The sequence below is a fragment of the Ruminococcus sp. AF20-12LB genome, from assembly GCF_003478985.1.
In the GTDB taxonomy this organism is placed as follows: Bacteria; Bacillota; Clostridia; order Lachnospirales; family Lachnospiraceae; genus Blautia_A.
The window spans coordinates 155,162-179,352 of sequence record NZ_QUGH01000006.1 but is presented as its reverse complement, the minus strand read 5'-3'; the positions used below and the strand labels follow the sequence as shown (position 1 = coordinate 179,352).

The following is a 24,191-nucleotide window of genomic DNA, read 5'->3' as shown; positions in this document are numbered from 1 at the left end:
GTCCGGTGGACCTCGGTTTTGCGCGGACCGGAACGGAGTGGAGACTTCCCCAACAAGCAGAAAATCGCTTTCGTGTCACGAAAGCCCTGCTTGCAGAAGAGCGAGGTGCACAAAATATTGAGCACGAGGAAGGGTCTTTGACTTGATTTTCCGCGAGGTTTGGAGTAAAATTATTGTGATTACTTGTGGAAATTGCTCGAATTAGATCGGAGAATTGCATGGGCTATTTATCAATCAGACAGACAGCGGAAAAATGGAACCTTTCGGCAAGATGGATCAGTGATCTTTGTAAAGCCGGACGAATTCCCGGAGCAACAAAAATCGGTTCATACTGGGCGATTCCAGCGGATGCGGAAAAGCCAGCTGACGCAAGAATCAAGAGTGGTCGCTACGTGAAGAAAAAAGAAAACGAAGAAAGGGGTCGTACCAATGGCTGCAATCAATGATTTAATTAGTCAGATCCAAGATGAGACTCTTCGAAATAGAATTCAGGAAGAAGTGAGTAAAATGGCCAAGCAGAAGAAATTCGGCTTGGTCTTTGAAGAACATATGCCGGAAAGCACGCCTCTCTATGATATGCCTATCAAAAGAGGCTGTAATGTTATGCTCCGGGACAGCAAGGATGACAAAGCTATCTATGTTGTGCTGAAGGTTGAAGGCGATACTGCTGTTTGCGTTAAACCGGAACAGAAAGATGAAGCGGTCACCTTTGAGCTGAAGGATATCGTTCGTGTTGCGGAATTTGGAGAATCCATCTATCCCTATCTGAAACCGTTGGATTCAGTTTGCAATGCACCGGATAGCAATCTTTGGCACACGCTGATTGAAGCGGACAACTATCATGCCCTGCAACTGTTGGAATACCTGTACGCAGGCAAGGTGGACTGCATCTACATCGATCCGCCCTACAATACCGGAGCAAAAGACTGGAAATACAACAACGACTATGTGGACGGCAATGACGCTTATCGCCACAGCAAATGGCTTTCTTTCATGGAGCGCCGCCTGAAACTCGCTAAGAAGCTGTTGAATCCGGCAGATTCTGTTTTGATTGTCACTATTGATGAAAAAGAATATCTGCACCTTGGTTGCCTGCTAGAGGAAATGTTCCCAGAGGCAGAAATTCAAATGATATCATCTGTAATCAATCCTAAAGGGTCTGCTAGAACAGGTCGATTTTCAAGAGTTGATGAATATCTATTCTTTGTATTTATTGGAACGGCTGAAGTATATCCTTGCGCATCAGATATGCTACGAGAAGTCGAATCTAATAACCGAAGTGTCAGATGGGCTGGGCTTATGAGGAACGGCGAGGGATCAACTAGAACCAGAATTCCTAGTCTTTTTTATCCGATTTTTATAGATAAGGATACTGGAAAATATCATTCCGTAGGAGAGCCACTCGCACCAGACGCCAATAGAACCGAAGTCATTTGCCCAGAAAATACTATTGCAATGTTTCCTGTTAGTGGGTCAGGGCAGGAATTGCAATGGAGATTGTATCCACCTTCTTTCAGAAAGTATCTCGAAAAAGGTTATATCAAATTTGGAAAAAGAAACGTAGATGGAAAAAGATCAGTTTCTTATTTGCAAGACGGAATGATCAAAAAGATCGAAAATGGACAGATTGCAATCACAGGCAAAACGGACGAAGGCACACTAGAACTGGAATATGCTGATTCCATCGGAACAAGAAAACCAGTAACTATATGGAATACGGTATCTCATTCGGCAAGTGAACATGGAAGCACTTTCATCAAAAATATACTCGCAGCTCGAAAATTTGCATATCCAAAATCGGTATATGCGGTTCACGATTCCATACGTTTTGTGACAAAGGATAAGCTCAATGCCCTAATCGTTGACTTTTTCGCAGGTAGCGGCACGACTATGCACGCCGTAAATCTGCTCAACGCCGAGGATGGCGGGCACAGACGCTGCATTATGGTGACCAACAATGAGGTCTCCGCAGATGAAGCGAAGATGTTGAAAGACAAAGGCTATCAGCCCGGCGATGCGGAATGGGAAAAACTCGGCATCGCCCACTATGTTACTTGGCCGCGCACGGTCTGCTCCATTAAGGGACAAGATGTAAATGGCAATCCCCTCAAGGGCGATTATCTTGGTAGCGAGCCTCCGATGCATATGGCAGACGGTTTCAAGGCAAATGCAGCATTCTTCAAACTTGGCTTCCTAGATCCGACGGCGGTTTCTCTCGGTATGCGTTTTTCGGAAATGCTGCCTACGTTGTGGTTGAAAACTGGTGCAAAAGGAAAATGCCCGGAATTAACCGGAGAGCAAGTTCCGGACATGCTGATCTTGCCGGAGAATCAATTTGCGGTCTTGATTAACGAGAATTCATTTGCCGATTTTGCAGAAAAGCTTGCAGAACATCCTGAAATCCAAACCGTATTCTTGGCAACCGATTATGAAGTGAATTATCAATCGATGGTAAAAAATCTGAATGTCACAGAGGCGTATCAGCTTTACCGGGATTACTTGGATCACTTCCGCATGAACAGAGGGAGAAACTAAGAATGATTTGTGAATTATTTCCATTTCAAAAACAGGCGGTCAATGAAATGCGCCTCCGCGTGGCGATGGCGCTGAATAACTATCGCATGCTGAAGATCCCTCAGGTGGTTTCGCTCCAGGCACCAACGGGTTCTGGCAAAACGATTATCATGTCTGCTCTGATTGAAGATATCTTTTACGGTTCAGAGCAGTTTACTGAACAGCCGGAGGCTATTTTTGTATGGCTTTCGGATTCTCCACAGCTGAATGAGCAGTCTAAACAGAAGATCGAGCTGAAGGCGGATAAGATCCGTATGGATCAGTGTGTAGTGATTTCGGATGAATCTTTCGACCGAGAGATTCTGGAGGACGGTCATATCTATTTTCTGAATACGCAGAAGCTTGGCAAGGCCGGTAATCTGAGCCGTCATTCGGATACGCGACAGTATACGATTTGGGAGACCATTGAAAATACTGCAAGAGAAAAAGCTGATCGTCTGTATTTCATTATTGATGAGGCACACCGCGGTATGCAGGGACGCCAGGCGGGAACGGCAACTACCATCATGCAGCGATTTATCAAGGGAAGTAGCGAACAGAATCTGTCGCCCATTCCGGTCGTCATCGGAATGAGCGCGACCGCCGAACGTTTTAATTCCCTTGTAGGACAGGCAACAAATTCTACATTGCATAAGGTTATTATTTCCCCGGCTCAAGTTCGCCAATCTGGATTGCTCAAAGATCGTATTGTAATCACTTATCCGGAAGATCCAATTAAACACGGTGACATGGCCGTTCTCCAGGCTGCAACAGACGAATGGCAGGATAAGTGCAAGCACTGGTATCAGTATACCTATGAGCAGCACTACACCAATGTAAATCCGGTGTTTGTTATCCAAGTCTGCGCTGGTTCCGGTACGAAAGTATCTGACACCGATCTGGACGATGTAATTGCGAAAATCGAAGAACGTATGGGCGATAGCTTCAAGGAAAATGAAGTTGTGCATACTTTCGGTTCAACAGGCACATTGTCGATTCACGGATTGACCGTGCCGCATATCGAGCCATCCGAGATCGCAGAAGATCGCCGCATTCGTGTTGTCTTATTTAAGGAAAATCTGTCCACTGGCTGGGACTGCCCTCGTGCAGAAACTATGATGTCCTTCCGGCGAGCGGAAGACGCAACCTATATTGCGCAGCTGCTCGGACGTATGGTTCGTACACCGCTTCAGTGTCATGTTCTCGTGGATGACTCCTTAAATGATGTGCGGCTATTCCTTCCGTATTTCAACCAGGATACCGTCCAAAAGGTTATTGATGAATTGCAGGCAACCGAAGGTGGAGAGATTCCGACAGTTGTCGATGGTGAATCTCTTGAGGAGCAGAACTATGATACATGGTCGGTTCACAACCAGCGAAAGAAAACGCAAAAACTGACGGTGGGGCAGTTGAGCATATTTGATTATCCGAATGGCTTCCAAGAAGAGCCTGCTGTGGCATCTTCCACAGCAGTTGGCGATATGCCAAATTCTGGAGTTGTGGCAGTGAACCAAGGTAGAGTAGATTCAGAACTTCCCGCAGAAGGACAACACCAGACGATTCCACTGGAAACAGTGCCTAGAAACGATGTGCATGCAGGTCAAGAAATTGAGAGAACCAGTGAAGGTGACCAATCTGAGAAAAAAGAGCAGCCAGTGCTAACACCGGCTGTATCGCAGATGTCGATGCTTCCAACAATAGATCGTGAAGGAATTACAAAGTTCATCAATGAACAGGGATATCTGACTTATATCGTCCGTGCGGTAAAAATCAATAGTTATTTGAAGTCTTTGATGAGCTTGGCAGGGCTGTTATCGCAGTTCAATATCTGTATTACGGCGGCTGAGGATGTGAAAAACGATGTTGCTGAACTTATCCGCAACTATGTGAACGGTTTGCATGATGCTGGAAAATATGACGAGCTTACAAAGCAAGTCATGGAGATGAAACTGTCTGTTCAGATATTCGATGTTTTCGGTGAGAAAATACAAAGCGATAACCAGATAGATATGTTTACTGCATCCGAGTCTGACCTTGATCGTCAGCTAAGAGTAGCAGACGCAAAAATGGGTGGATGTGGTTTCCACTTGGCATATGGGCGTAAATATATCGACTTCGACAATCCGAACGCCTTTAAGGTGGATTGTATTCTGTTCGCATTCGACAGCGAGTGTATTGCGGAATTAAATAAATACGCTGAGAAGAAGTTCCATGAATTGAACGACCAGTATCGTAAATATATTGTAGCTAAACCGGAGAAGTGTCAAAAGCAGTATAGCGATATTGTTGCTAACGGCGATGAAATCAGTAAGCACAACTTTACTCTTCCGGAGACAATCAGTGCCAAGGTTGAAGCAGATGGAATAAAGTACACGGATCATCTTTTTGCCAATGCAGATGGAATAGCAAAAATTAAGTTGAATGGCTGGGAACAGGCTGTTTTGGCAGAAGAGCAAAAACGAGAGGATTATGTTTGCTGGCTGCGTAATCCGTCCCGACAGTCTTGGTCACTGCGGATGCCTTATGAAATGGACGGGAAATGTAAGGAGCTTTATCCGGATTTCATCATTGTTCGCCAAGATCCAATTCTCAAGTACATCGTTGATATTTTGGAACCTCACAATCCGGATTTCAAGGATAACTTGGGCAAAGCTAAGGGACTTGCAAACTATGCTGCAAATGAACCAAGAATTGGCAGAGTGCAGCTGATACGTATTGGAAAAGACGCAGCAGGAGAAAATCGCTTTAAGCGGTTAGATCTTGCAAAAGGCAGTATCCGCAATAAGGTGCTTGCCGCAATCAGTACGGATGAGTTAGACCATATTTTTGACACAGACGGTGTGTTTGAAGACTAAATTAATTACACAGATAGGGGTTCATCATGGAACGTATCAACGCCACAACAGGCTCTTACAATTTTATAGATTTATTTGCAGGAGCTGGTGGATTGTCCGAAGGCTTCATCCAAGCGGGCTTTTCACCTGTAGCGCATGTGGAGATGAACCCATATGCTGCTCAAACATTGGAAACACGAACGGGATACTATTATCTCAAAGCACAAGGAAAACTTGATATCTACAAGGATTATATTAGCGGAAAAATCACCCGCGACGAATTTCTGCAACATATTCCCGAGGAGCAGCTACAATCCGTATTTTGTGAAACGATGTCAAATGAAACTCTTCCAAGGTTATTTGAAAATATAGATAGGATCCTTACGCAAAGAGGCATCAAGCAAGTAGATGTCATTATTGGTGGACCGCCTTGCCAGGCATATTCTTTGGTGGGAAGGGCGCAAAGCAAGCATATGGAAACACCGATGTCAGCGGATCCTAGAAATGATCTCTATAAGTTGTATGCGAGATTCCTTCAGAAATATCATCCAAAGATGTTCGTTTTTGAGAATGTTATGGGAATCAAGTCAGCAAACAGTGGTGCAACCTGGCTGAAAGTCCAGGAAGCGCTGCGTTCCGTTGGCTATGAGATTGAATGCCATGAGCAAAATTCAAAGAATTTTGGTGTGCTGCAAAACCGAAGAAGAATGATCATTGTCGGGTGGCTGAAGAATAGCGGGCTTTCTTATCCGCAGTTTGAGCAGACAATAGCGGATGCTACGGTTAACGATATTCTCAGTGATCTGCCAGCGTTGCAGCCAGGAGGGAAATCGGGTGAATACAGATCAGATGATTTCAGCGATTATTTAAGAAGCACTGGAATCCGCAAGGATTCTGACATTCTGACGCATCATTGCGCAAGACCCAATAAAGACAGGGACATTGAGATTTATCGGCGTACAATTGAACTCTGGAATGATGGGCACAAACGTCTGAACTATAATGATTTGCCGGATGAACTGAAGACACACAAAAACCGAAAATCGTTTCTGGATCGATTTAAAGTTGTAGAGGGAGACGAGGCGTACTGCCACACCATGTTGGCTCATATCTCAAAAGATGGACATTACTTTATTCATCCGGATATTGAGCAACACCGTTCGATTACTGTCCGGGAGGCCGCTCGCATCCAATCGTTTCCGGATGATTATTTCTTTGAAGGCCCGAGAACGGCTCAATTTGTACAGATAGGCAATGCCGTTCCTACGTTAATGGCTAAAGGCATCGCAGAAGGAATCGCCAATGAATTAAGTAAGGAGGGTATCGATGGAAAGCAATCTCCTACTTGAACAATATAGCTGGTATAAGAAGCAACAATTGGCCAAGGCTCCATTTGAATGTCTACTGAATGCGGATATTGAGCCAAATCCCCATCAGGTCAATGCCTTTTGTGCGGCCATTCAAGCATTAAAGACAGGTGGCATCATTCTGGCAGATGAGGTTGGTCTGGGAAAAACAATCGAGGCTGGGTTGGTGCTTAATTATATTCTGGACAACGGAGCAAAAAAAGTGCTGATTTCGCTTCCTGCTACTTTGAGAAAACAATGGGAAGTAGAGCTTTTGGAGAAGTTTGGACGCCAAGCTGTTATTCTGGATCGGTACACGGTTGAGCATGATCTTGCCAATGTGCAAACTCACCTTGGAAACGCAGATGAGGTTAGTATTGTCATTGCTTCTTATGATTATTCATCGAAACTAATTAAGCGTTTTCCCCATGTCAAATGGGACTTCCTGATTATTGATGAGGCTCATAATCTGCGGAATGTTTTTCATGGCACAAAGCGGGCAAAAAATCTATATGATTTGACACATGGGATTCCTAAAATTCTTTTGACTGCTACGCCATTACAGAATTCCCTTACAGATCTTCATGGACTGGTTTCCTTTATCGATCCACGTATTTTCGGGTCAGAAAAGGTTTTCAACCGTCGATTTGTGGATGGCTGTGATTATGAGGAATTGAAACAGGAACTTCTTCCAGTGTTATATCGCACCCTTCGACGCGATGTCGGAAAATACATGGCCTTCAGCAAGAGAACCTGTATTACGGTCGATTTCCATTTGAGTGCAGAAGAAAAAGAACTCTATGATGTGACCAATGATTTTCTGCGTCGTGATCCGCTGTATTCTATTCCGAATGCGAATCGTGGGCTGATTATTCTTGTTATTCGAAAGTTGCTTGCATCTTCTAGCTTTGCTTTGATAGAGACCTTTGAAGTATTAGAAAAACGTCTTGAAAAACTCTATGAAGGTACTAAATCTGCTTATGCCCAGGAGGGCTTCGATTTGTTCTGGGGGTTTGTAGAAGATGAAATCGATGAGGATGGTTTCAACGAATACGATGATGAAGAAACAGCAGAGAAGAAACAGGCTATTCAGGCTGAGCTCAAGATTGTAAGACATATTCTTGAAATGGCAAGGGCTATAAAGACGAATGCAAAGATCGCCGCGTTGAGGGAAGCACTGAAATCTGCATTTGACCACCAGATTTCTGAGGGATTGAATCAGAAGGCTGTTGTCTTTACAGAGTCTAAGCGAACACAGAAATATATAGCCGCAGAACTAAGAAGATCTGGCTATAGCGAGGAAGATATCCTTCTCTTTAATGGTGACTTTGATGATGCTATGACGAAGGAAATCTTTCGAACATGGCAGGTCAAGAATTTTGGTAAAACAAACTATGGCAGAAGTGTGGAATATAAGCACGCAATTGTCGATTATTTCAAGAGTCATGCCAAGATTTTGATTGTTACAGATGCTGGTTCAGAAGGTCTAAATCTACAGTTTTGTAACACAATTATCAACTATGACTTGCCTTGGAATCCGCAGAAAATTGAGCAGAGAATTGGACGTTGTCATCGCTATGGACAAACTCACGATGTGGTAGCAATCAATCTGTTGAATACGGACAATGAAGCAGATCGCAGAGTATATGATATCCTTTCTAAGAAGTTTGAACTGTTCGAGGGCGTGTTTGGTGCATCGGATGTTGCGCTGGGCGCACTTGAATCTGGTGTGAGTTTTGAAAAGCGTATTCTGGATATTTACCAGAATTGTAAGAATATCACTGCGGTAAGGAAAGCATTTGCAGTTTTGAACAGGCAGCTAGATGCAAGGAAGAATGCTCATGCAGCAGAACTTCGCTCAATTCTGCTTACAGAAAGTAGAGAGGCGAAGGGGCAAGCGTTGGAAAAGACCAAGGCTGATATCGATAAATATCTACGTGATGTTGAATATTGGAACCAGTTTGAAGAACCAGAAGTGGATCACAAGCTACATTACTGGAAAATCGACAACTGGGGTGAAAAGATATTTGGTTCACATGGCGTTTTGTTTCTTGGAGCATTCATGGACAATACAAAACTCCTCTTCCCAGTTTTACTACTTTGTGATGAAAATGGTGAGTATATCAATTTTACTGAAGATGAGATTGTTTCCGCATTGGAGGAGGCTAATGATTCGGATGTTCGCTATTTTAAACCGACAGAAGAAGAACAATCTTATTTTCACCGGATTTATGCTCGCTTGATTTCAGAAGTTCAGGATCAGCATGATAAAACTGTAGCCCCTACTATCGCATATAACAAGAAGAAGATTGAAAACTGGGTCAATGTCCAACAAGAACAGCTTCATGTTCAGCTTACTGATGCTCAAAAAGAAGTTGAGGAGTACATACTTGCTGAAATGGCGGCTACTGACACGCTGGAAAAAAAGGATATCCGAAAAAAAGCGGCTGAAGCGAAGAAAAAAATGGATAAGCTGCAACACGACCTGCCTAAGCGCAGAAAAGAGATTCAAGACGAGGCGCAGGCTGAAATTGATCGATTTAATCAGTCTCAGGAAATCAATCCATTGCTTCTGATTAACATTGTCCTTAAATTTTAACAGGAGGCACCACATGGCAGATAGATTTAAGTTTGCTGAGGTTCGCCAAGAAGTCATAGAAATGTTAAAGAAAGACTTGTTGGGACCGAGTAGTGAAAATGAAATACTGAATCAAAACCCGCGCTTTGAATATATCGTGGGTATGCTTGCGCCACAAACCAGTGAAAATGATTCGAATGAGCAGGAAGTCGATGGAGATGTTTCTTTCGAAGGGGATGCAGATTATACTGCGGGCGAAGACGATGATAATGAGCCGGTCTTTACAAATCGATTTAAAACACCGTTTTCCATTGGCATCAGCTTTTACCTAGAAAGTAGTACAAAATCTTTCAATGTGGATGTGACTTGGGGCGATTACACCAAAGCTTCTGATAAAACCACTAACAAAGAGGGAAAAAAAGTTGATGTAAGCACGTATACACGTCATCCGCAGAAAGAGACAGTTGTTATTGATCTGCAAGAGTTTAGTAAGAACAAAGAATACCCTTTGGTCTGTGATTCAAATGTTATTTTATATATTTCTAAAATCGGCCTCAAGCAGGGGTATACCTTGGTAACAGCTTATGTTATCAACAAGCGCAAAAATCCTGAGAGTGATATTGCTGGAATGATGTTCCAAGTCAACTTGCGTGCCTATTCCCATGACAAAATGGATATCTTCGTGGCAGAACACATATGCAGAAAAATCCTTGCCGTCGATGAATTTTACTTTGCCCAGCGACCTATTTTAGGAAGGGGACGTGGTTGCGCAGCAACTTGGAAAGCCAATAAAAATGGACGTGCTTCTGAAATTGTATCGACATTTATTCCAGAGTACGAATTTCCAGGTGTTAGTGCTGCTTTGGAAGGATTTGACCCGTTCTTCTTCTCTATGAGAACTCTTTCTGTTGCAAAGAAAAAAGATGACATCATTAACCGGCTGAATGTCTTGGCGGACTCCTATGAGAATTGGATTCAGAAAAAATTGGTTCATGATTCAAAAATGGATGATGCTAAGTTCAAGAAAGAAATTGGCGACACAGTAATAAATAAATGTATAGAAGCTCTTGGAAGAATCCGCGCGGGCATTCAGCTACTAGTAGAGGATGATATTTCGTTTGATGCCTTTTGCTTTATGAATCGTTCCATGATTCTTCAGAGAAATATTATGAATTTCTCTAAGAAGCATGGAGCCGGTATCGAGTGTGCCTTTAGGGATTTTGTAGATCCTCGCAATCCTTCCAATAATTTTGGCTGGAGACCTTTCCAGATTGCTTTTATTCTCATGAATCTGAAAGGTATTGTAGATCCGGAGCATGATAACCGTGAAGTCGTGGATCTTCTCTACTTTCCCACTGGTGGAGGCAAGACCGAGGCATATCTGGGCCTTATGGCATTTGTTATTGCTAATAGAAGACTGCGCACTAACGAGAGTGATGAATACAATCGTGACGGCGGTGTAACTGCAATTTTGCGATATACTTTGCGCCTGCTCACTACACAGCAGAGAGACCGTATCACCAAGATGATTTTGGCCGCGGAACTGATCCGGCAAAAAGAATATCCGAAATACGGAAAAGAACCCATCAGTATTGGTTTCTGGGTTGGTGGTACTGTGACTCCGAACACCTTTAAAGAATTGGAAGAAGATCCGGAGGATCCAGCTAAAACAAGAACAGCAAGAAGCAAGAAAAACTCTATCTACAAACAGCTGCTTACATGTCCATTCTGTGGGAAGCCACTTACAGAGGAAAATTTTTATATAGATATTCCTACAAAATCGGTTAGCATCTATTGTTCGGATGATAAATGCATGTTCTATAGGTATAAACCCAGCAATAAGATGAAAATCCCGGTTTATCTGGTAGATGAAGAAATTTATGCTAAGTGCCCGACCATTATTCTGTCAACAGTTGATAAGTTTGCCCGCCTTCCGTGGGATGTGAATACAAATGCTCTGTTTGGTCGCGTTGATAGAATTTGCAGTCGCGATGGCTATGTTGCTATTGGAGCGGACCATGCTCGGCATACTCGTACAGAAGAGTTACCCACAGCTACGCTTAGATCGATTAAACCATTCCTTCCGCCGGAGCTGATTATCCAAGATGAGCTGCATCTTATCACAGGACCTCTGGGAACCGTATACGGTGCATATGAAACAGTTATTGAAGATCTGTGTTCCTACACGATTGGAGGTAAGAAAATCAAGCCAAAGTATGTTGTTTCTACGGCAACTATCAAAAATGCTGCTGAGCAGACAAAATGCTTATATGGCAGAAAAGTAACTGCGCAATTTCCACCAAATGGGTTTGAAATCGGTGACAGTTTCTATATTCGTGAGGTACCGGTTGAACAAGATCCGTTTAGAAGATACGTTGGTGTCTGCGCACCAGGCCAGTCTGTAAAGACAGCTTTGCTGCGTGTATATTCGATTATCCTTCAAAGTGCGTATAATCTTTCGCTGGATGATGAGTACAAGGATGTTATTGACCCTTACTATACCCTTGTTGGGTATTATAACAGTATTCGAGAACTCGGCGGTGCCGTTCGATTATTACAGGATGATATTCCTGACAGAATTCAACGTATTAAGAAAAAATATGGAATGAGTAGGCAGCGTTTCCTTAATCATAAGGTTGAAATTACTTCTCGCATGTCTTCTTATGACATTCCGAAGAAACTAAGTCAGTTGGAAACTCCATATACAGATAGAAATTGCCTAGATACGGCAATTGCAACTAATATGATTGCTGTTGGTATGGATGTGGATCGGCTTGGTCTCATGGTGGTAACTGGTCAACCGAAGCAGAACTCCGAATATATTCAGGCAACTAGCCGTATTGGACGTTCTTATCCAGGCTTAGTAGTCACTTTATATAACCCTTATCGCCCCCGCGACTTGTCGCATTATGAGAATTTTACCGGTTATCATGCTCAGCTATATCGTTTTGTTGAAGGCACAACAGCGACACCGTTTTCTGCACGTGCAAGAGATCGCGTGCTGCATGCGCTGGTTATTTCTGCAATTCGTTTGCATTATCCGGAATTTGCAAGCAATGATGGAGCAGCAGCTATTGATAAGCTAACCGATGAGCAGCTTAATGAAGTGAAGGCTCTTATCATGAATCGATTGAACATCATCAAGCCTTCTGCTAAGGCAGATGCCGAACATGAGATTGATGATTTTGTAAGCAATTGGAAACTGCTGGCAACTCAATCCAAGGAACTTAGATACTATGTCTATACAACTAAAACGTATAATCGCCTAATGAACACTTATGGCGAAGTTTGTACTGATCTTGAAAAGCCGACTCTTCGTTCTATGCGTGATGTTGAGAGTGCAGCAAATATGTTCTATTACACGGAGGACTAAAAGCCTATGTTTGATAATAATAAATTAGGTGAGATTCGTCCTAATCAGTTGATAACTACATTTGGTCCAGGTTCTATTGTGGATGCCGTGAAAGATTCCGTCACGGTTCTGGACTTGAACTATTGGAAGGAAAAAGGAAAGAAAATTATAGATGGCAGATTGGCCTCATATCTGGGCGTTGACTGCTTTTATATGCCACGGACTTCTTATAGCGGAGATATTCCTGTGGTCTCATTCCCTTATATGCATGTTTGTTCCAATGTGAAATGTGGGAGAATATTTGATTTAAGAGAGAATTTTGACCTAGATCGATATCTGAAGTTTGGTGTAACTTGTCCGGAATGTCATAGACAGGCTTATCCTTCTCGTTTTATTACTATTTGTGAGAACGGCCATATGGATGATTTCCCTTGGAGCTGGTGGGTTCACGGTGGCAATACAACCTGCAAAGGTACGATGAGGATGTATTCAACTGGCAATACATCAACGCTTGCAGATATGTGGGTTGAATGTTCCTGTGGGGCACGACGGAGTATGAGCGGCGCAACGCAGCATGAGAATTTTGAAGGTATGAAATGTTCCGGACATCATCCGTTCCGGCTAAATCATAAAAATGAAAAATGCGATAAGGAAATGATTCCTTCTCAGCGTGGCGCGTCGAATGTGTATTTTCCAGTAATGAGAAGTGCCATATCCATTCCACCTTGGATCAATCCGCTTTATAACTTGATTGATGAGCATTTGCGCTTAATTGACAGCTATGAAGAAGATTTTGGAGAGATGGGATTAGACAAAGTGTATCAAAAATATTTCTCTGCATTTACAAGAGAAGAATTTGATGCAGCTTTATTGCGCAGAAGACAGAACATCAAAGAGTTCACAGAGATTAAGCAGATGGAATATAACGCCATTACGCATCACGCAGATCCTGTGTACGCCTCCAACAAAAAACATTTTAAGGCTGAGGAGGATCCGCTTCCGGATTATCTGCTCCCGTATTTTAAGAGAGTCATTCGCATTACACGATTAAGAGAAGTGAGAGTGCTGCTTGGCTTCACCCGTGTAGATGCTCCGGATCCAGATGCCGATGAGCAGACAAATATCGTTTATCTAAATAAGGGTAAGACTGAAAAATGGCTTCCTGCTGCAGAAGTGCACGGTGAAGGTGTCTTTATTGAGTTTAATAGGGATAGTATTGATGCGTGGTTGAGAGATCCAGAACTGGGAGCACTTTCTCAGAAATATGCGCAGTGTTATAAGGAATTCTGTGAATCTAAAGAATGGACTGTTACCACATTACGAGATGCAAGGTATGTCCTGATGCATACATTCGCACATTTGTTGATTAAGCAGATGTCAATGTCCTCGGGGTACTCTTCATCCGCTATTCGTGAGCGTATTTATTTTGGGGATGATATGTCTGGCGTGTTGCTCTATACCGGAAGTGCCGATAAAGAAGGCTCACTTGGTGGACTTGTAGAATTAGGAAATATTGATCAGCTTATTGTTTTGATGAAAGACGCTTTCCAGGAAGCACTGGTTTGCACAAATGATCCGGAATGCCTTAACAATGTGCCTGCTGGTAATAATTCAAATGGCGCGGCGTGCCATTCCTGCTGTATGATCTCAGAAACAGCTTGCGAGAATGGAAATCGCATGTTGGATCGCGGACTAATTGTGCCTATTGACGGAAGAGAAAATCAGTCTTATTTTAAAACTTTGGTGGAAGAACTATGTCAACTGGAAGTATAAGCTTAGATATTTTGTTAAACAAAATTCTCACAGATGCTATATCTGGTGGAAATGAGTCTATTAGAGCTATTCAAAAGAGATATCCATCTCTTTCTGAAAAAGAAGCTCATGAAATTCTTGCTATGGTTTCAGCGACTGCCCAAAGTAACGATGATAGCGCTGAATTAGTTGTTACAGCGCCACCTTCTTTTGCGTTGAAAACAAAACCGACAAAGGTTACCGTAAGAGAAATGCTTATGGGAGCTAGGAAGAGCATTCTAATTACTGGGTACTCCCTCTCGGATTATTTTGCCGAGTTAGTCGATTGTGTAATTCAAAAGAGCCAAGAAGGCGTTCTCGTGAAATTTTTTGTGAATGACATTGAGAGTCAGAAGGCTTTTGACCGTTTATGCTGCTATAAGGGAAAATTTCTGCGAATTTATAACTATCCAAAACAGGAAGATAAAATGTCTGCTCTTCATGCAAAGGTAATTTCTGTTGATCAAACGGATACGCTGATTACATCTGCAAACCTTTCATATCATGGACAGGAAGGAAATATCGAGCTGGGGGCACGGATTCATTCGAAAGAATTGGCTAAACAAGTAGAGGATATATTTACTTCACTGGTATTCAAAAGGATATTTGTTGAACTGTAAGCTTTATGGAGGTGTGCCAATGAATTTAAGCTTGAAACATAAGTTAATGCTGCAATCATTGAGTCCATTGGCTTTTTTGACTATTGTACGCAATTTCAAATTTACCCCCGTCAGCGAACTTGCTGAAAATCAGTCATATTGGGGAGAATTTGTTCGCCTTAATAATGTGCTGATTGTTGTGTTTTTGTTATGTGCTACATGGATTTTAGCAGCAATCATATCTTTTATTTCTTTTACAGCCTTTAGATGGACTGATAAGAAACAAGGGTATCAGCTTTCTTCCTTCGTAGAAAAAGAGGACGCAAGTTTGAATTTCTTTATGACAATGATTATCCCGCTTTTGATTGATGATGTAGGAACGATTCAAGGAGCGGTAACATTCCTTATCATTGTGGTTATGATGTGTGCGCTGCTAAGCAAAACACATTTGTACTATGCGAATCCTGTATTGGCAATTTTAGGATACCGAGTCTATGAGATTACTTTTAAGAGCAATCCTGACTTTAATAATGAAATTTGTTTGGCTGTAGTTAAAGGCAGGTTTTTAAAAAATCCTAGTACAGTAGAATATAAAGTGATTAATGATACAGTCCTCTACATGAAGGAGATGAACAAATGACCAAGGAAGAAATTCAGGCATCGATTAAGTCGATAATGTTTTCTGGTTCAGTTTGCGGTATTGAAATATATGCCTGCCTACGCGATGAAAGTGGATATCAAACCAAAAAAATCAGAGCAACAGATAAGTTGCTTTCTAGCACAAAAGATAAGGTGGCAGGTTTTATCAATTGTACCTATCTTGCAGATGATGCCGAATTTGATACATCAGAAAATATTGCAGACAATAAGAAAGAATTTTATGAGATTAGTCTGATAGAGAACTATAGACCCTTTACTTTTCTTGATGATGCTGAAAAGCGTACGGAGTACTACTCGGAAAGCGATAGAAATAAACTGTCTGGATTTCTTTTTAGAATCAATTTGAATGACAAGTACTTTTGGGTTTATCAACATATATACTCTGTATCAAGAATTGATCGAAGTAAAAATATTATAGCCCTATTTGTTGGTGATACATACGATGAAATTGATAGCGATATTGTGCAGATAGATTCACGAGCAGATGTAATTATCTTTTCTTCAAGTGTTGTTACGGCAAAAATGGATCTTATGCAGAGATTTTTTGGATTTGAGCAATACATACGAGCGGGGGCACAGAAGACGATTGAGATTATTCGCGATCTGGATATTGTAGATAGCCTTGAAAAGTTTGTTGCGTTTGAAAATAAAAGTAAGTTGACAAATGCAAAGAAGTTATTAAAGGCAAAAAATTCGCCTGTTTTGCAGATGAAAAAGAACGATTTGTTAGAGAATCTGAAAAAGCATTCTCGCTACAAAACTATGTTCAAGTTTGAAGAAGATCATATTGTGATTTCTTCACAAAAAGAGGCAGCGGCATTTATTAAAATGTTGAATGATGATATTGTTCGGTCTGAACTCACTGGAAAAGAATATGACAGCTCCAGCAAAATGCTTTTGGGCCCAGTGGGAGCAAGTCACTGACTGACCAATGATAGGAAAATATAGATGAGTGATAGAAGAAAAAAAGGATTCTATGTCACAGGTACTGTCAGATATAAAGCCCCATATGACGAAAAAGTTCATGACGGCTCATTGTATTAATGAGCAAGATATTCAGTCTATCAGTCAAATCTTCCTGCCCAGATATAAGAATGTGTAGCTCATGCAGGGATTGACCAACAACAAGCTGGATTTCAGAATTCAGGTAAAAGGTGTGTTCGGGACAGAAAGAAACTAACGAAGGCTAAGTGGAAAGAAACACAGCTCTGGATTTTTTCTTCACCGTCATGAGGCTCTTTTTCGGAGCTGTCTACGATTGCGAAGAAAATCTAAAAGGCATTCGCTTTTGGACGAGTTGGAAATGAGATGGGAAGATGAACAAAAGCTAAACGGCCTGAGTTCTGTGCATAGCATGGGATTCAGACCGTTTATTTTTTACCTAGCTCATAAAGTTGATTTCATTGTCGAGATATTCCTTTGTACAATGATTTTATTTGGAAATGTAGGTGCTCAACCTGCCGCTTCCTTTTTGCTCAAGTTTGCCAGCTTTGCAAAGTTCCTTAAGCAACCGGAAAGCCTTTGTTGTTTCTGCACCAATCAAATCTTCAACTTCTTTTCTTGTAACACTGCCGTTTTCCAGTGTATATTGAAGAATGAGTAATTTCTGTTCATTCAGTGAAATATCTTTGTCCGCTTTATCAGATATCCGGACATTCGTTTCCGGCTGCTCATTCCTGTTGGGAAGTGTTACGCGGAAAACACCTTTTGCCGTTTCAAACTCTGGCGGGGATGGTCAATTCTTATATGCACATTCAATTTTTTCGATTTCTGTGCCATAACTTTCAATCAATCTCATCCTGGAGAAGACAGCCGCAAGGTTCGGATTTCTCGATTATGAAACACCCAAGAAAATGGATTCCAGTTCCAGACCGGATACAAGACCTCCAAGAGAGACAAATTCGATTCTATCCTCATAGACATTGACCAGATTGCTTCCGCTGAAAGAGTAATCACGGTGAACAATGCTGTTCAGTAAAGATTCTCTGATTGCATCCTCTGGATAATCTCTTCTGTCAGTTCGATCCAGATTTGAAAAGGTTGCCTTTCCTTTCTTTTTCTTTCTTTCTCATTATAAACAAGAAAGAAAGGTCAAGGGGTGTAGAAACAAGCATTTTGTTGACTTGCAATAGTCACAAGCCTCGTTGGAAAATCAAAGGGGTGTTTTTTAACCAGTTTTTGGCTTATTCGTTTCGAGAGCAACTTTGAAATCACATTCTGTTGCTTCGGCAATGAGCTGTTCTATCATGGAAATCTCTCCGTTGAGGTTGCAGAAGGTCTTTTTTGTTATATCCAGCGGAGAAAGTTATTGCAATGATAGAAGCAAAGAGTTCAGTAAAAGCAGAAACACCTTAAAAAGTATACAGAGTATATTGCGAAGAAAAATCGCATATGATATAATGCTCGCAGGCAAAAAAGAATTAAAGTGTTTATAACAAAAAAAGCAAAAGCCCTCGAAGTTGCAGCTTCCAGGGCTTTCTTCATATTTCATTTTTTATTACAGTGGACAAAGAATCAGCAGGTCAGAGCTGCGCTGTTTGCAGTATAGAAGATAATTGCTGATTTTATTACGCAACAGGAATATTCAGTTAGGCTTACGCACAACAGGAAATTCCCATTCAATGCAGAAAGGGGCGGTTTTATGAAGCAGGATACATTGGAGGGCAGAGCAAAAACGAAAAACGGTGTCATTCGATTATGCTTTTCGGTGCTTTGTATTTTATTGGAAGCAGCTTTTATCATTATCATGATCACAAGGCTGAATGAGTATGCGGAGATCGTTAATCTGCTGACCAGAGTCTTTGCAGGAATTCTGGTTCTGGCACTATATGCATCCGATCAGACCTCTTCCATGAAAATGCCATGGATCATTCTGATACTTGTGTTTCCGATCATGGGTGTAGCATTATATCTGCTCATCGGATTAAATGGCGGAACCCATAAAATGCGAGAACGATATGCGGACATCGACAGAAAGCTTCTGCCGTTTCTGCCGGACAATCGGGAAAAACTGGAAAATATCAAAAACAAAATCCCCAAAGCAGGAAATATCAGTGAGTATATTTGGAAAAACGCAGGTTATCCCGTATACCAGAACACGGATATTGTTTATTATGATGAGGCGGTAAAGGGATTAGAAGCACAATTATTGGCATTGTCAAAGGCTGAAAAGTTTATTTTTATGGAATATCATGCGATAGAAGATGCAGAGGCCTGGAAAAAGATCCAGAAAGTACTGGAGGAGCGTGTGCAGGCAGGCGTGGAAGTGCGAGTATTTTATGATGATATGGGATCTATTGGATTTATTAATACGGATTTCGTAAAAAAGATGGAGCAGATCGGAATCCACTGCCGGGTATTTAATCCATTTATGCCGGGGCTGAATGTATTTCTGAACAACCGTGATCATCGAAAAATAACAGTGATCGATGGAAAAGTAGCTTTCACAGGCGGCTATAATCTGGCAAATGAATATTTTAATTACACCAATCCTTACGGACAATGGAAGGATACCGGGATCCGTCTTGAAGGCGATGCAGTTCAGTCGCTGACAGCAACATTCCTTGAAATGTGGAATGCAGCCAATGACAGGAATAATAATGAGGATTTCAGCAAATATTTTATAAGATCAGAATATAAGGCAGCTCAGACCGGATTTGTACAGCCTTATGCAGATAGTCCAATGGATGATGAACAGGTAGGAGAGGAAGTTTATATCAGCATGGTCAACAAAGCAGAAAAATACTGCTGGTTTATGACGCCATATCTGATCATTACGGATGAAATGACACATGCTCTGTGCCTTGCTGCAAAGAGGGGAGTTGATGTAAGGATCATTACACCGGGAATCCCGGATAAAAAAATGATTTACAGTGTCACACGTTCTTTTTATCATGGACTGGTTAAAAATGGAGTGCGGATCTATGAGTGGACACCTGGCTTCTGCCACGCCAAGATGAGTGTGGCAGATGACTGTATGGCAACCTGCGGAACCATAAATCTGGATTACAGAAGTCTTTATCATCATTTTGAAAACGGATGCTTTATGGCAGACAGTCCGGCTGTGTTATCCATAAGAAATGATCTGGAAGAAACAATGCAGGAATGTCGGGAAGTAACAGAACAATACCGGACAGGACGTAGTGCATATCTTCGTCTTGGACAGCTTTTCATGAGATTATTTGCAGGATTATTGTAAGAAAGAGGTGTAGATCTATGTGTACAGCAGCAACTTATCAGACAAAGGATTTTTATATGGGAAGAACTCTTGACTATGAGTTTTCCTATGGGGAAGAGGTGACCATAACTCCAAGAAATTATGAGTTCGATTTTCGATATGCAGGAAAATCAAAAACACATTATGCTCTCATAGGAATGGCATTTGTAGCAGGAGATTATCCGCTTTATTATGATGCGGCTAATGAAAAGGGACTGGGTATGGCAGGACTTAACTTTGTGGGGAATGCGGCATATGCAGATGAAGTGACAGAGGCAGATAAGGATCTTATCCAGGTGGCGCAATATGAATTTATTCCATGGATCCTTACCCAATGTGCTTCGGTGGCTGAAGCAAGGAGGATGCTTTCCAATATGAAGCTTATGGGAACACCCTTCAGTGAACAGCTTCCAACTGCACAGCTTCACTGGATGATCGCAGACAAGGAGGAATGCATCGTTGTAGAATCCATGAAAGACGGAATGCACATCTATGATGATCCTGTTGGCGTACTTACAAATAATCCTCCATTCCCCGGTCAGATGTTTGCACTTAACAATTTTGCAGGTGTATCCAGAAAGCAGCCGGAAAGTACATTTGCAGGAGTGCTGGAGCTGGATCCATACAGCAGAGGAATGGGCGGAATGGGAATTCCGGGAGATCTTTCAAGCCAGTCAAGATTTGTAAAGGTTGCATTTACAAAACTAAATGCAATATCCGGAGATGGGGAAAACGAAAGTGTCAGCCAGTTTTTCCATATTTTAGGCTCTGTTGATCAGCAGCGGGGATGCTGTGAGGTATCAGATGGCGCATATGAGATCACGATCTATACTTCATGCTGCAACACGACAAAGGGAATCTATTATTACACCACATATGATAATCATCAGATAACAGCAGTAGATATGTATGCGGAAAACCTTGATTCAGACAAGCTGATCCGTTATCCGATCATATTAAATGGTGAGATCAGATGGCATAATAAATGAGATCAGGATTTTTACAGAAGATAATGAGGTAGGAAGATGGAAAATTATTCAATAGTATTCAGCAGCTTAACCGGTAATACAAAAAAGTTGGCTGAGGCGATCTATGAAGTGCTGCCAAAAGATAAGTGTGATCACTTTGGGGAGACCGGATCACAGGTACCTGGATCCGATCTGCTGTATATCGGATTTTGGACGGACAAAGGGAATGCAGATAAGAAGACCCTGGAATTGTTATCCAAATTAAAAGGGAAGAAGATTTTTCTGTTTGGAACAGCCGGTTTTGGTGCAAGTGCGGCATATTTTGAAAAGGTTCTCGGTCAGGTCAGACAGTCTGTTGCTCCGGGTAATGTTGTTATCGGAGAGTATATGTGTCAGGGAAAGATGCCCCAGTCTGTGCGTGAACGATATATAAAAATGAAAGAAAATCCGGAACACCCTGCGAATCTTGATCTGTTGATCAAAAATTTTGACTGTGCTTTGTCTCATCCTGATACGGACGACCTGGAAAAACTGAAGAAGATCATTATGAAATAAAAACGGTGTACCAGCAACTGCCAGTCAGCCGATCGCAGTGTATACAGAGATTTGACTTTACAGCAGAGAAAAATATCAAGTATAATACTATAGCATTATTAAAAATCCCTTCCGGGAAAACACAAAAACCACAATGATAAAGGAATATAACAAATGAGTATTTTAAATGTAGAACACCTGACCCACGGGTTTGGAGACAGAGCAATTTTCGAAGATGTATCTTTCCGGCTTCTTAAGGGAGAACATATCGGACTTGTAGGCGCCAATGGCGAAGGAAAGTCCACATTTATGAGCATCGTGACCGGAAAACTGATGCCGGATGAGGGAAAGGTAGAGTGGGCAAAAAATGTCCACGCAGGCTATCTGGATCAGCATGCGGTTCTGGAAAAGGGGATGACCATCGGCCAGGTGCTGAAATCCGCTTTTGATCCTCTTCTTAAAAAAGAGGAACGGATGAACGAGATCTGCGACAGGCTGGGAACCGCAGATCCTGACGAGATGGATGGGCTGATGGAAGAGCTTGGAACGATCCAGGACGAACTGACACTTCACGATTTTTATGCGATCGATGCCAAGGTGGAGGAGGTTGCCAGAGCTCTGGGCCTTCTGGATCTGGGGCTTGACCGTGATGTTACGGATCTAAGCGGCGGACAGCGAACCAAGGTACTTCTTGCGAAGCTTCTTCTTGAGAAGCCAGATATCCTGCTTCTGGATGAGCCTACCAACTATCTGGATGAGGAGCATATTGCATGGCTGAAAAGATATCTTCTGGATTATGAGAATGCCTTTATCCTTATTTCACATGATATTCCGTTCCTGAATTCTGTAGTTAACATTATCTATCACATGGAAAATCAGGAACTGAACCGTTACGTGGGAGATTACGATCATTTCCAGGAGGTCTATGCAGTCAAGAAGGCACAGCTGGAGGCTGCTTACCGCAAACAGCAGCAGGAGATCAGTGAGCTGAAGGATTTCGTGGCAAGGAATAAGGCACGTGTTTCCACAAGAAATATGGCTATGTCCCGTCAGAAAAAGCTGGACAAGATGGATGTGATCGAGCTGGCAGCAGAGAAGCCGAAGCCGGAGTTCAAATTCCGTTATGGCCGAACACCGGGAAAGATGCTTTTTGAGACCCATGATCTTGTGATCGGTTATGATGAGCCGCTTTCCAAGCCGCTGAATTTTACTATGGAGCGAGGACAGAAGATCGCACTGGTGGGAACCAATGGAATAGGAAAAACAACACTTCTTCGGAGTCTTCTCGGACTGATCAAGCCTCTTTCCGGAAGTGTGGAGCAGGGCGAGAACCTTGAGATCGGATATTTTGAGCAGGAAGTTAAAGGTGAGAATCGAACTACCTGTATCGAAGAACTCTGGCAGGAATTTCCGGCATTTTCCCAGTATGAAGTGCGTTCCGCGCTGGCAAAATGCGGACTGACGACCAAGCATATTGAGAGCCAGGTACGGGTTTTAAGCGGTGGTGAGCAGGCAAAAGTGCGTCTTTGCAAGCTGGTGAACCGTGACACCAACATTCTTCTTCTGGACGAGCCTACCAATCATCTGGATGTAGATGCAAAAGATGAGCTGAAAAAAGCTCTCAGGGAATACCGCGGAAGTATCCTTCTCATCTGCCATGAGCCGGAATTTTACCAGGATGTGGTAAATGAAGTCTGGGATATGAGCAGGTGGACAACCAAGATATTCTGATAATGGATATAGATATATGTCAGAAAAGACAGATATAATTCAAGAAGTACAATAAATGGGACATAAAAGATGACAGCATAAGGGCAGCAGAGTCTGCCAGACAGAATACAGAGGACAAATAAATGGAAGAAACACAATTGAAAAAATTCAGTATCGTTATGGAGGGCGGCGGTATGCGAGGCTTGTATACAGCCGGTGTGATCGATGTTCTGATGGAAAATGAGATTTACGCGGACAGTGCAGTGGGCGTATCGGCTGGAGCTGTTTTTGGATGCAATTATAAGTCCAGGCAGATCGGAAGAGTTCTTCGCTATAATAAAAAGTACTGCAAGGATAAAAGACTTGCAAGCATCCGGAACTGGATCACCACAGGAGATGTATACAGCCGGGAATTCGGATATTATGAACTGCCCTGGAAACTGGATATTTTTGACCGTCAGACCTACGCGGAAAATCCCATGAAATTTACAGTGGTGTGTACGGACCTGGATACAGGAAAACCGGTGTATCATGAATGTCCCAACGGAGATGTGGAGGATATTGAATGGATGCGTGCATCTGCATCGATCCCGGTAGCCTCCCGGCCGGTGATGCTTGGGGGAAAGAGACTTCTGGACGGTGGTGTGTCTGATCCGATCCCGGTCAAATGGATGCTTTCCCGGGGATACGAAAAAAACGTAGTGGTGCTTACCAGAGATGTGAAGTACCGAAAAAAAGCAAACCCGAAGATGCAGCTTTTTCTGAAAGCAGTATTACATAAATATCCGGCTTTTCTGAAGGATCTGGAGGAACGGCATATCCATTATAATGAAACACTGGAAGAACTGGCTTCTCTGGAAAAAGAGGGGCGTATCCATATCATCCGTCCGAGCAGTCCCATCCAGGCGGCGATGATCGAGCGTGATGAGAGCAATCTGGAGCGGATCTACCAGACAGGAAGAGCAGATATGAAAAAGGATTTGGAGAAGCTGAAAGCCTACCTGGATTCCTGAATCACAGACCGAAACAAAATTCGACTTATACCCCTTT

General features: G+C 42.4%; 15 protein-coding genes. All 15 read left to right on the top strand.

Features of this window, described 5'->3' with window-relative positions:
- The first annotated feature begins 218 nt into the window (after positions 1 to 218).
- The 15 genes from DWX61_RS09890 to DWX61_RS09810 all read left to right on the top strand — a co-directional run bounded on the left by DWX61_RS09890 (position 219) and on the right by DWX61_RS09810 (position 24,154).
- Positions 219 to 446: a helix-turn-helix domain-containing protein gene (locus DWX61_RS09890; protein WP_118625059.1), complete on the top strand. Its 228-nt coding sequence runs from the start codon at positions 219 to 221 to the stop codon at positions 444 to 446.
- Positions 430 to 2,535, top strand: coding sequence for a site-specific DNA-methyltransferase (locus DWX61_RS09885; protein ID WP_118625057.1), 2,106 nt, complete (start codon positions 430 to 432; stop codon positions 2,533 to 2,535). The genes DWX61_RS09890 and DWX61_RS09885 overlap by 17 nt, the downstream gene beginning before the upstream one ends.
- Before the next feature lie 2 nt (positions 2,536 to 2,537).
- Entirely contained in the window at positions 2,538 to 5,408 is a 2,871-nt protein-coding gene (locus DWX61_RS09880; protein ID WP_118625055.1) for a DEAD/DEAH box helicase, read from the top strand.
- A gap of 26 nt (positions 5,409 to 5,434) precedes the next feature.
- Positions 5,435 to 6,736: a DNA cytosine methyltransferase gene (locus DWX61_RS09875; RefSeq protein ID WP_118625053.1), complete on the top strand. Its 1,302-nt coding sequence runs from the start codon at positions 5,435 to 5,437 to the stop codon at positions 6,734 to 6,736.
- Positions 6,714 to 9,332 carry a DISARM system SNF2-like helicase DrmD gene (gene drmD, locus DWX61_RS09870; protein WP_118625051.1) on the top strand — a complete coding sequence of 873 codons (2,619 nt, stop codon included), beginning with the start codon at positions 6,714 to 6,716 and terminating at the stop codon, positions 9,330 to 9,332. The genes DWX61_RS09875 and drmD overlap by 23 nt, the downstream gene beginning before the upstream one ends.
- Positions 9,333 to 9,345: 13 nt before the next feature.
- Entirely contained in the window at positions 9,346 to 12,684 is a 3,339-nt protein-coding gene (gene drmA, locus DWX61_RS09865; RefSeq protein WP_118625049.1) for a DISARM system helicase DrmA, read from the top strand.
- 6 nt (positions 12,685 to 12,690) lie between these two features.
- Positions 12,691 to 14,436, top strand: coding sequence for a DrmB family protein (gene drmB, locus DWX61_RS09860; RefSeq protein WP_118625047.1), 1,746 nt, complete (start codon positions 12,691 to 12,693; stop codon positions 14,434 to 14,436).
- Positions 14,418 to 15,074, top strand: a complete 657-nt coding sequence (locus DWX61_RS09855) for a phospholipase D-like domain-containing protein (RefSeq protein ID WP_181968255.1) — start codon at positions 14,418 to 14,420, stop codon at positions 15,072 to 15,074. Before drmB ends, DWX61_RS09855 begins: the two co-directional genes overlap by 19 nt.
- Before the next feature lie 19 nt (positions 15,075 to 15,093).
- A complete protein-coding gene (locus tag DWX61_RS09850) occupies positions 15,094 to 15,693 on the top strand; it encodes a KwaA family protein (protein WP_110104169.1) in 600 nt (199 codons plus the stop codon).
- Positions 15,690 to 16,637, top strand: a complete 948-nt coding sequence (locus DWX61_RS09845) for a DUF4868 domain-containing protein (RefSeq protein WP_118625045.1) — start codon at positions 15,690 to 15,692, stop codon at positions 16,635 to 16,637. The genes DWX61_RS09850 and DWX61_RS09845 overlap by 4 nt, the downstream gene beginning before the upstream one ends.
- Positions 16,638 to 18,354: 1,717 nt before the next feature.
- Positions 18,355 to 19,911: a cardiolipin synthase gene (cls, locus tag DWX61_RS09830; protein ID WP_118625041.1), complete on the top strand. Its 1,557-nt coding sequence runs from the start codon at positions 18,355 to 18,357 to the stop codon at positions 19,909 to 19,911.
- Positions 19,912 to 19,928: 17 nt separating this feature from the next.
- Positions 19,929 to 20,918 (top strand): choloylglycine hydrolase, encoded by a 990-nt coding sequence (gene bsh / locus DWX61_RS09825; protein ID WP_118625039.1) that lies wholly within the window; start codon positions 19,929 to 19,931, stop codon positions 20,916 to 20,918.
- Between the two features lie 36 nt (positions 20,919 to 20,954).
- Positions 20,955 to 21,452, top strand: coding sequence for a flavodoxin family protein BilS (bilS, locus tag DWX61_RS09820; RefSeq protein WP_022427068.1), 498 nt, complete (start codon positions 20,955 to 20,957; stop codon positions 21,450 to 21,452).
- 153 nt (positions 21,453 to 21,605) lie between these two features.
- Positions 21,606 to 23,162, top strand: a complete 1,557-nt coding sequence (locus tag DWX61_RS09815; RefSeq protein WP_118625037.1) for an ABC-F family ATP-binding cassette domain-containing protein — start codon at positions 21,606 to 21,608, stop codon at positions 23,160 to 23,162.
- Between the two features lie 122 nt (positions 23,163 to 23,284).
- Positions 23,285 to 24,154: a patatin-like phospholipase family protein gene (locus DWX61_RS09810; RefSeq protein WP_118512892.1), complete on the top strand. Its 870-nt coding sequence runs from the start codon at positions 23,285 to 23,287 to the stop codon at positions 24,152 to 24,154.
- Positions 24,155 to 24,191: the final 37 nt, after the last annotated feature.

Coding starts and splice junctions, on each gene's coding strand:
- DWX61_RS09845 (WP_118625045.1), top strand. CDS start 15,690: ATGACCAAGGAAGAAATTCAGGCATCGATTAAGTCGATAATGTTTTCT.
- DWX61_RS09880 (WP_118625055.1), top strand. CDS start 2,538: ATGATTTGTGAATTATTTCCATTTCAAAAACAGGCGGTCAATGAAATG.
- DWX61_RS09855 (WP_181968255.1), top strand. CDS start 14,418: ATGTCAACTGGAAGTATAAGCTTAGATATTTTGTTAAACAAAATTCTC.
- bsh (WP_118625039.1), top strand. CDS start 19,929: ATGTGTACAGCAGCAACTTATCAGACAAAGGATTTTTATATGGGAAGA.
- DWX61_RS09875 (WP_118625053.1), top strand. CDS start 5,435: ATGGAACGTATCAACGCCACAACAGGCTCTTACAATTTTATAGATTTA.
- DWX61_RS09885 (WP_118625057.1), top strand. CDS start 430: ATGGCTGCAATCAATGATTTAATTAGTCAGATCCAAGATGAGACTCTT.
- DWX61_RS09890 (WP_118625059.1), top strand. CDS start 219: ATGGGCTATTTATCAATCAGACAGACAGCGGAAAAATGGAACCTTTCG.
- drmB (WP_118625047.1), top strand. CDS start 12,691: ATGTTTGATAATAATAAATTAGGTGAGATTCGTCCTAATCAGTTGATA.
- DWX61_RS09815 (WP_118625037.1), top strand. CDS start 21,606: ATGAGTATTTTAAATGTAGAACACCTGACCCACGGGTTTGGAGACAGA.
- DWX61_RS09850 (WP_110104169.1), top strand. CDS start 15,094: ATGAATTTAAGCTTGAAACATAAGTTAATGCTGCAATCATTGAGTCCA.
- drmD (WP_118625051.1), top strand. CDS start 6,714: ATGGAAAGCAATCTCCTACTTGAACAATATAGCTGGTATAAGAAGCAA.
- drmA (WP_118625049.1), top strand. CDS start 9,346: ATGGCAGATAGATTTAAGTTTGCTGAGGTTCGCCAAGAAGTCATAGAA.
- bilS (WP_022427068.1), top strand. CDS start 20,955: ATGGAAAATTATTCAATAGTATTCAGCAGCTTAACCGGTAATACAAAA.
- DWX61_RS09810 (WP_118512892.1), top strand. CDS start 23,285: ATGGAAGAAACACAATTGAAAAAATTCAGTATCGTTATGGAGGGCGGC.
- cls (WP_118625041.1), top strand. CDS start 18,355: ATGAAGCAGGATACATTGGAGGGCAGAGCAAAAACGAAAAACGGTGTC.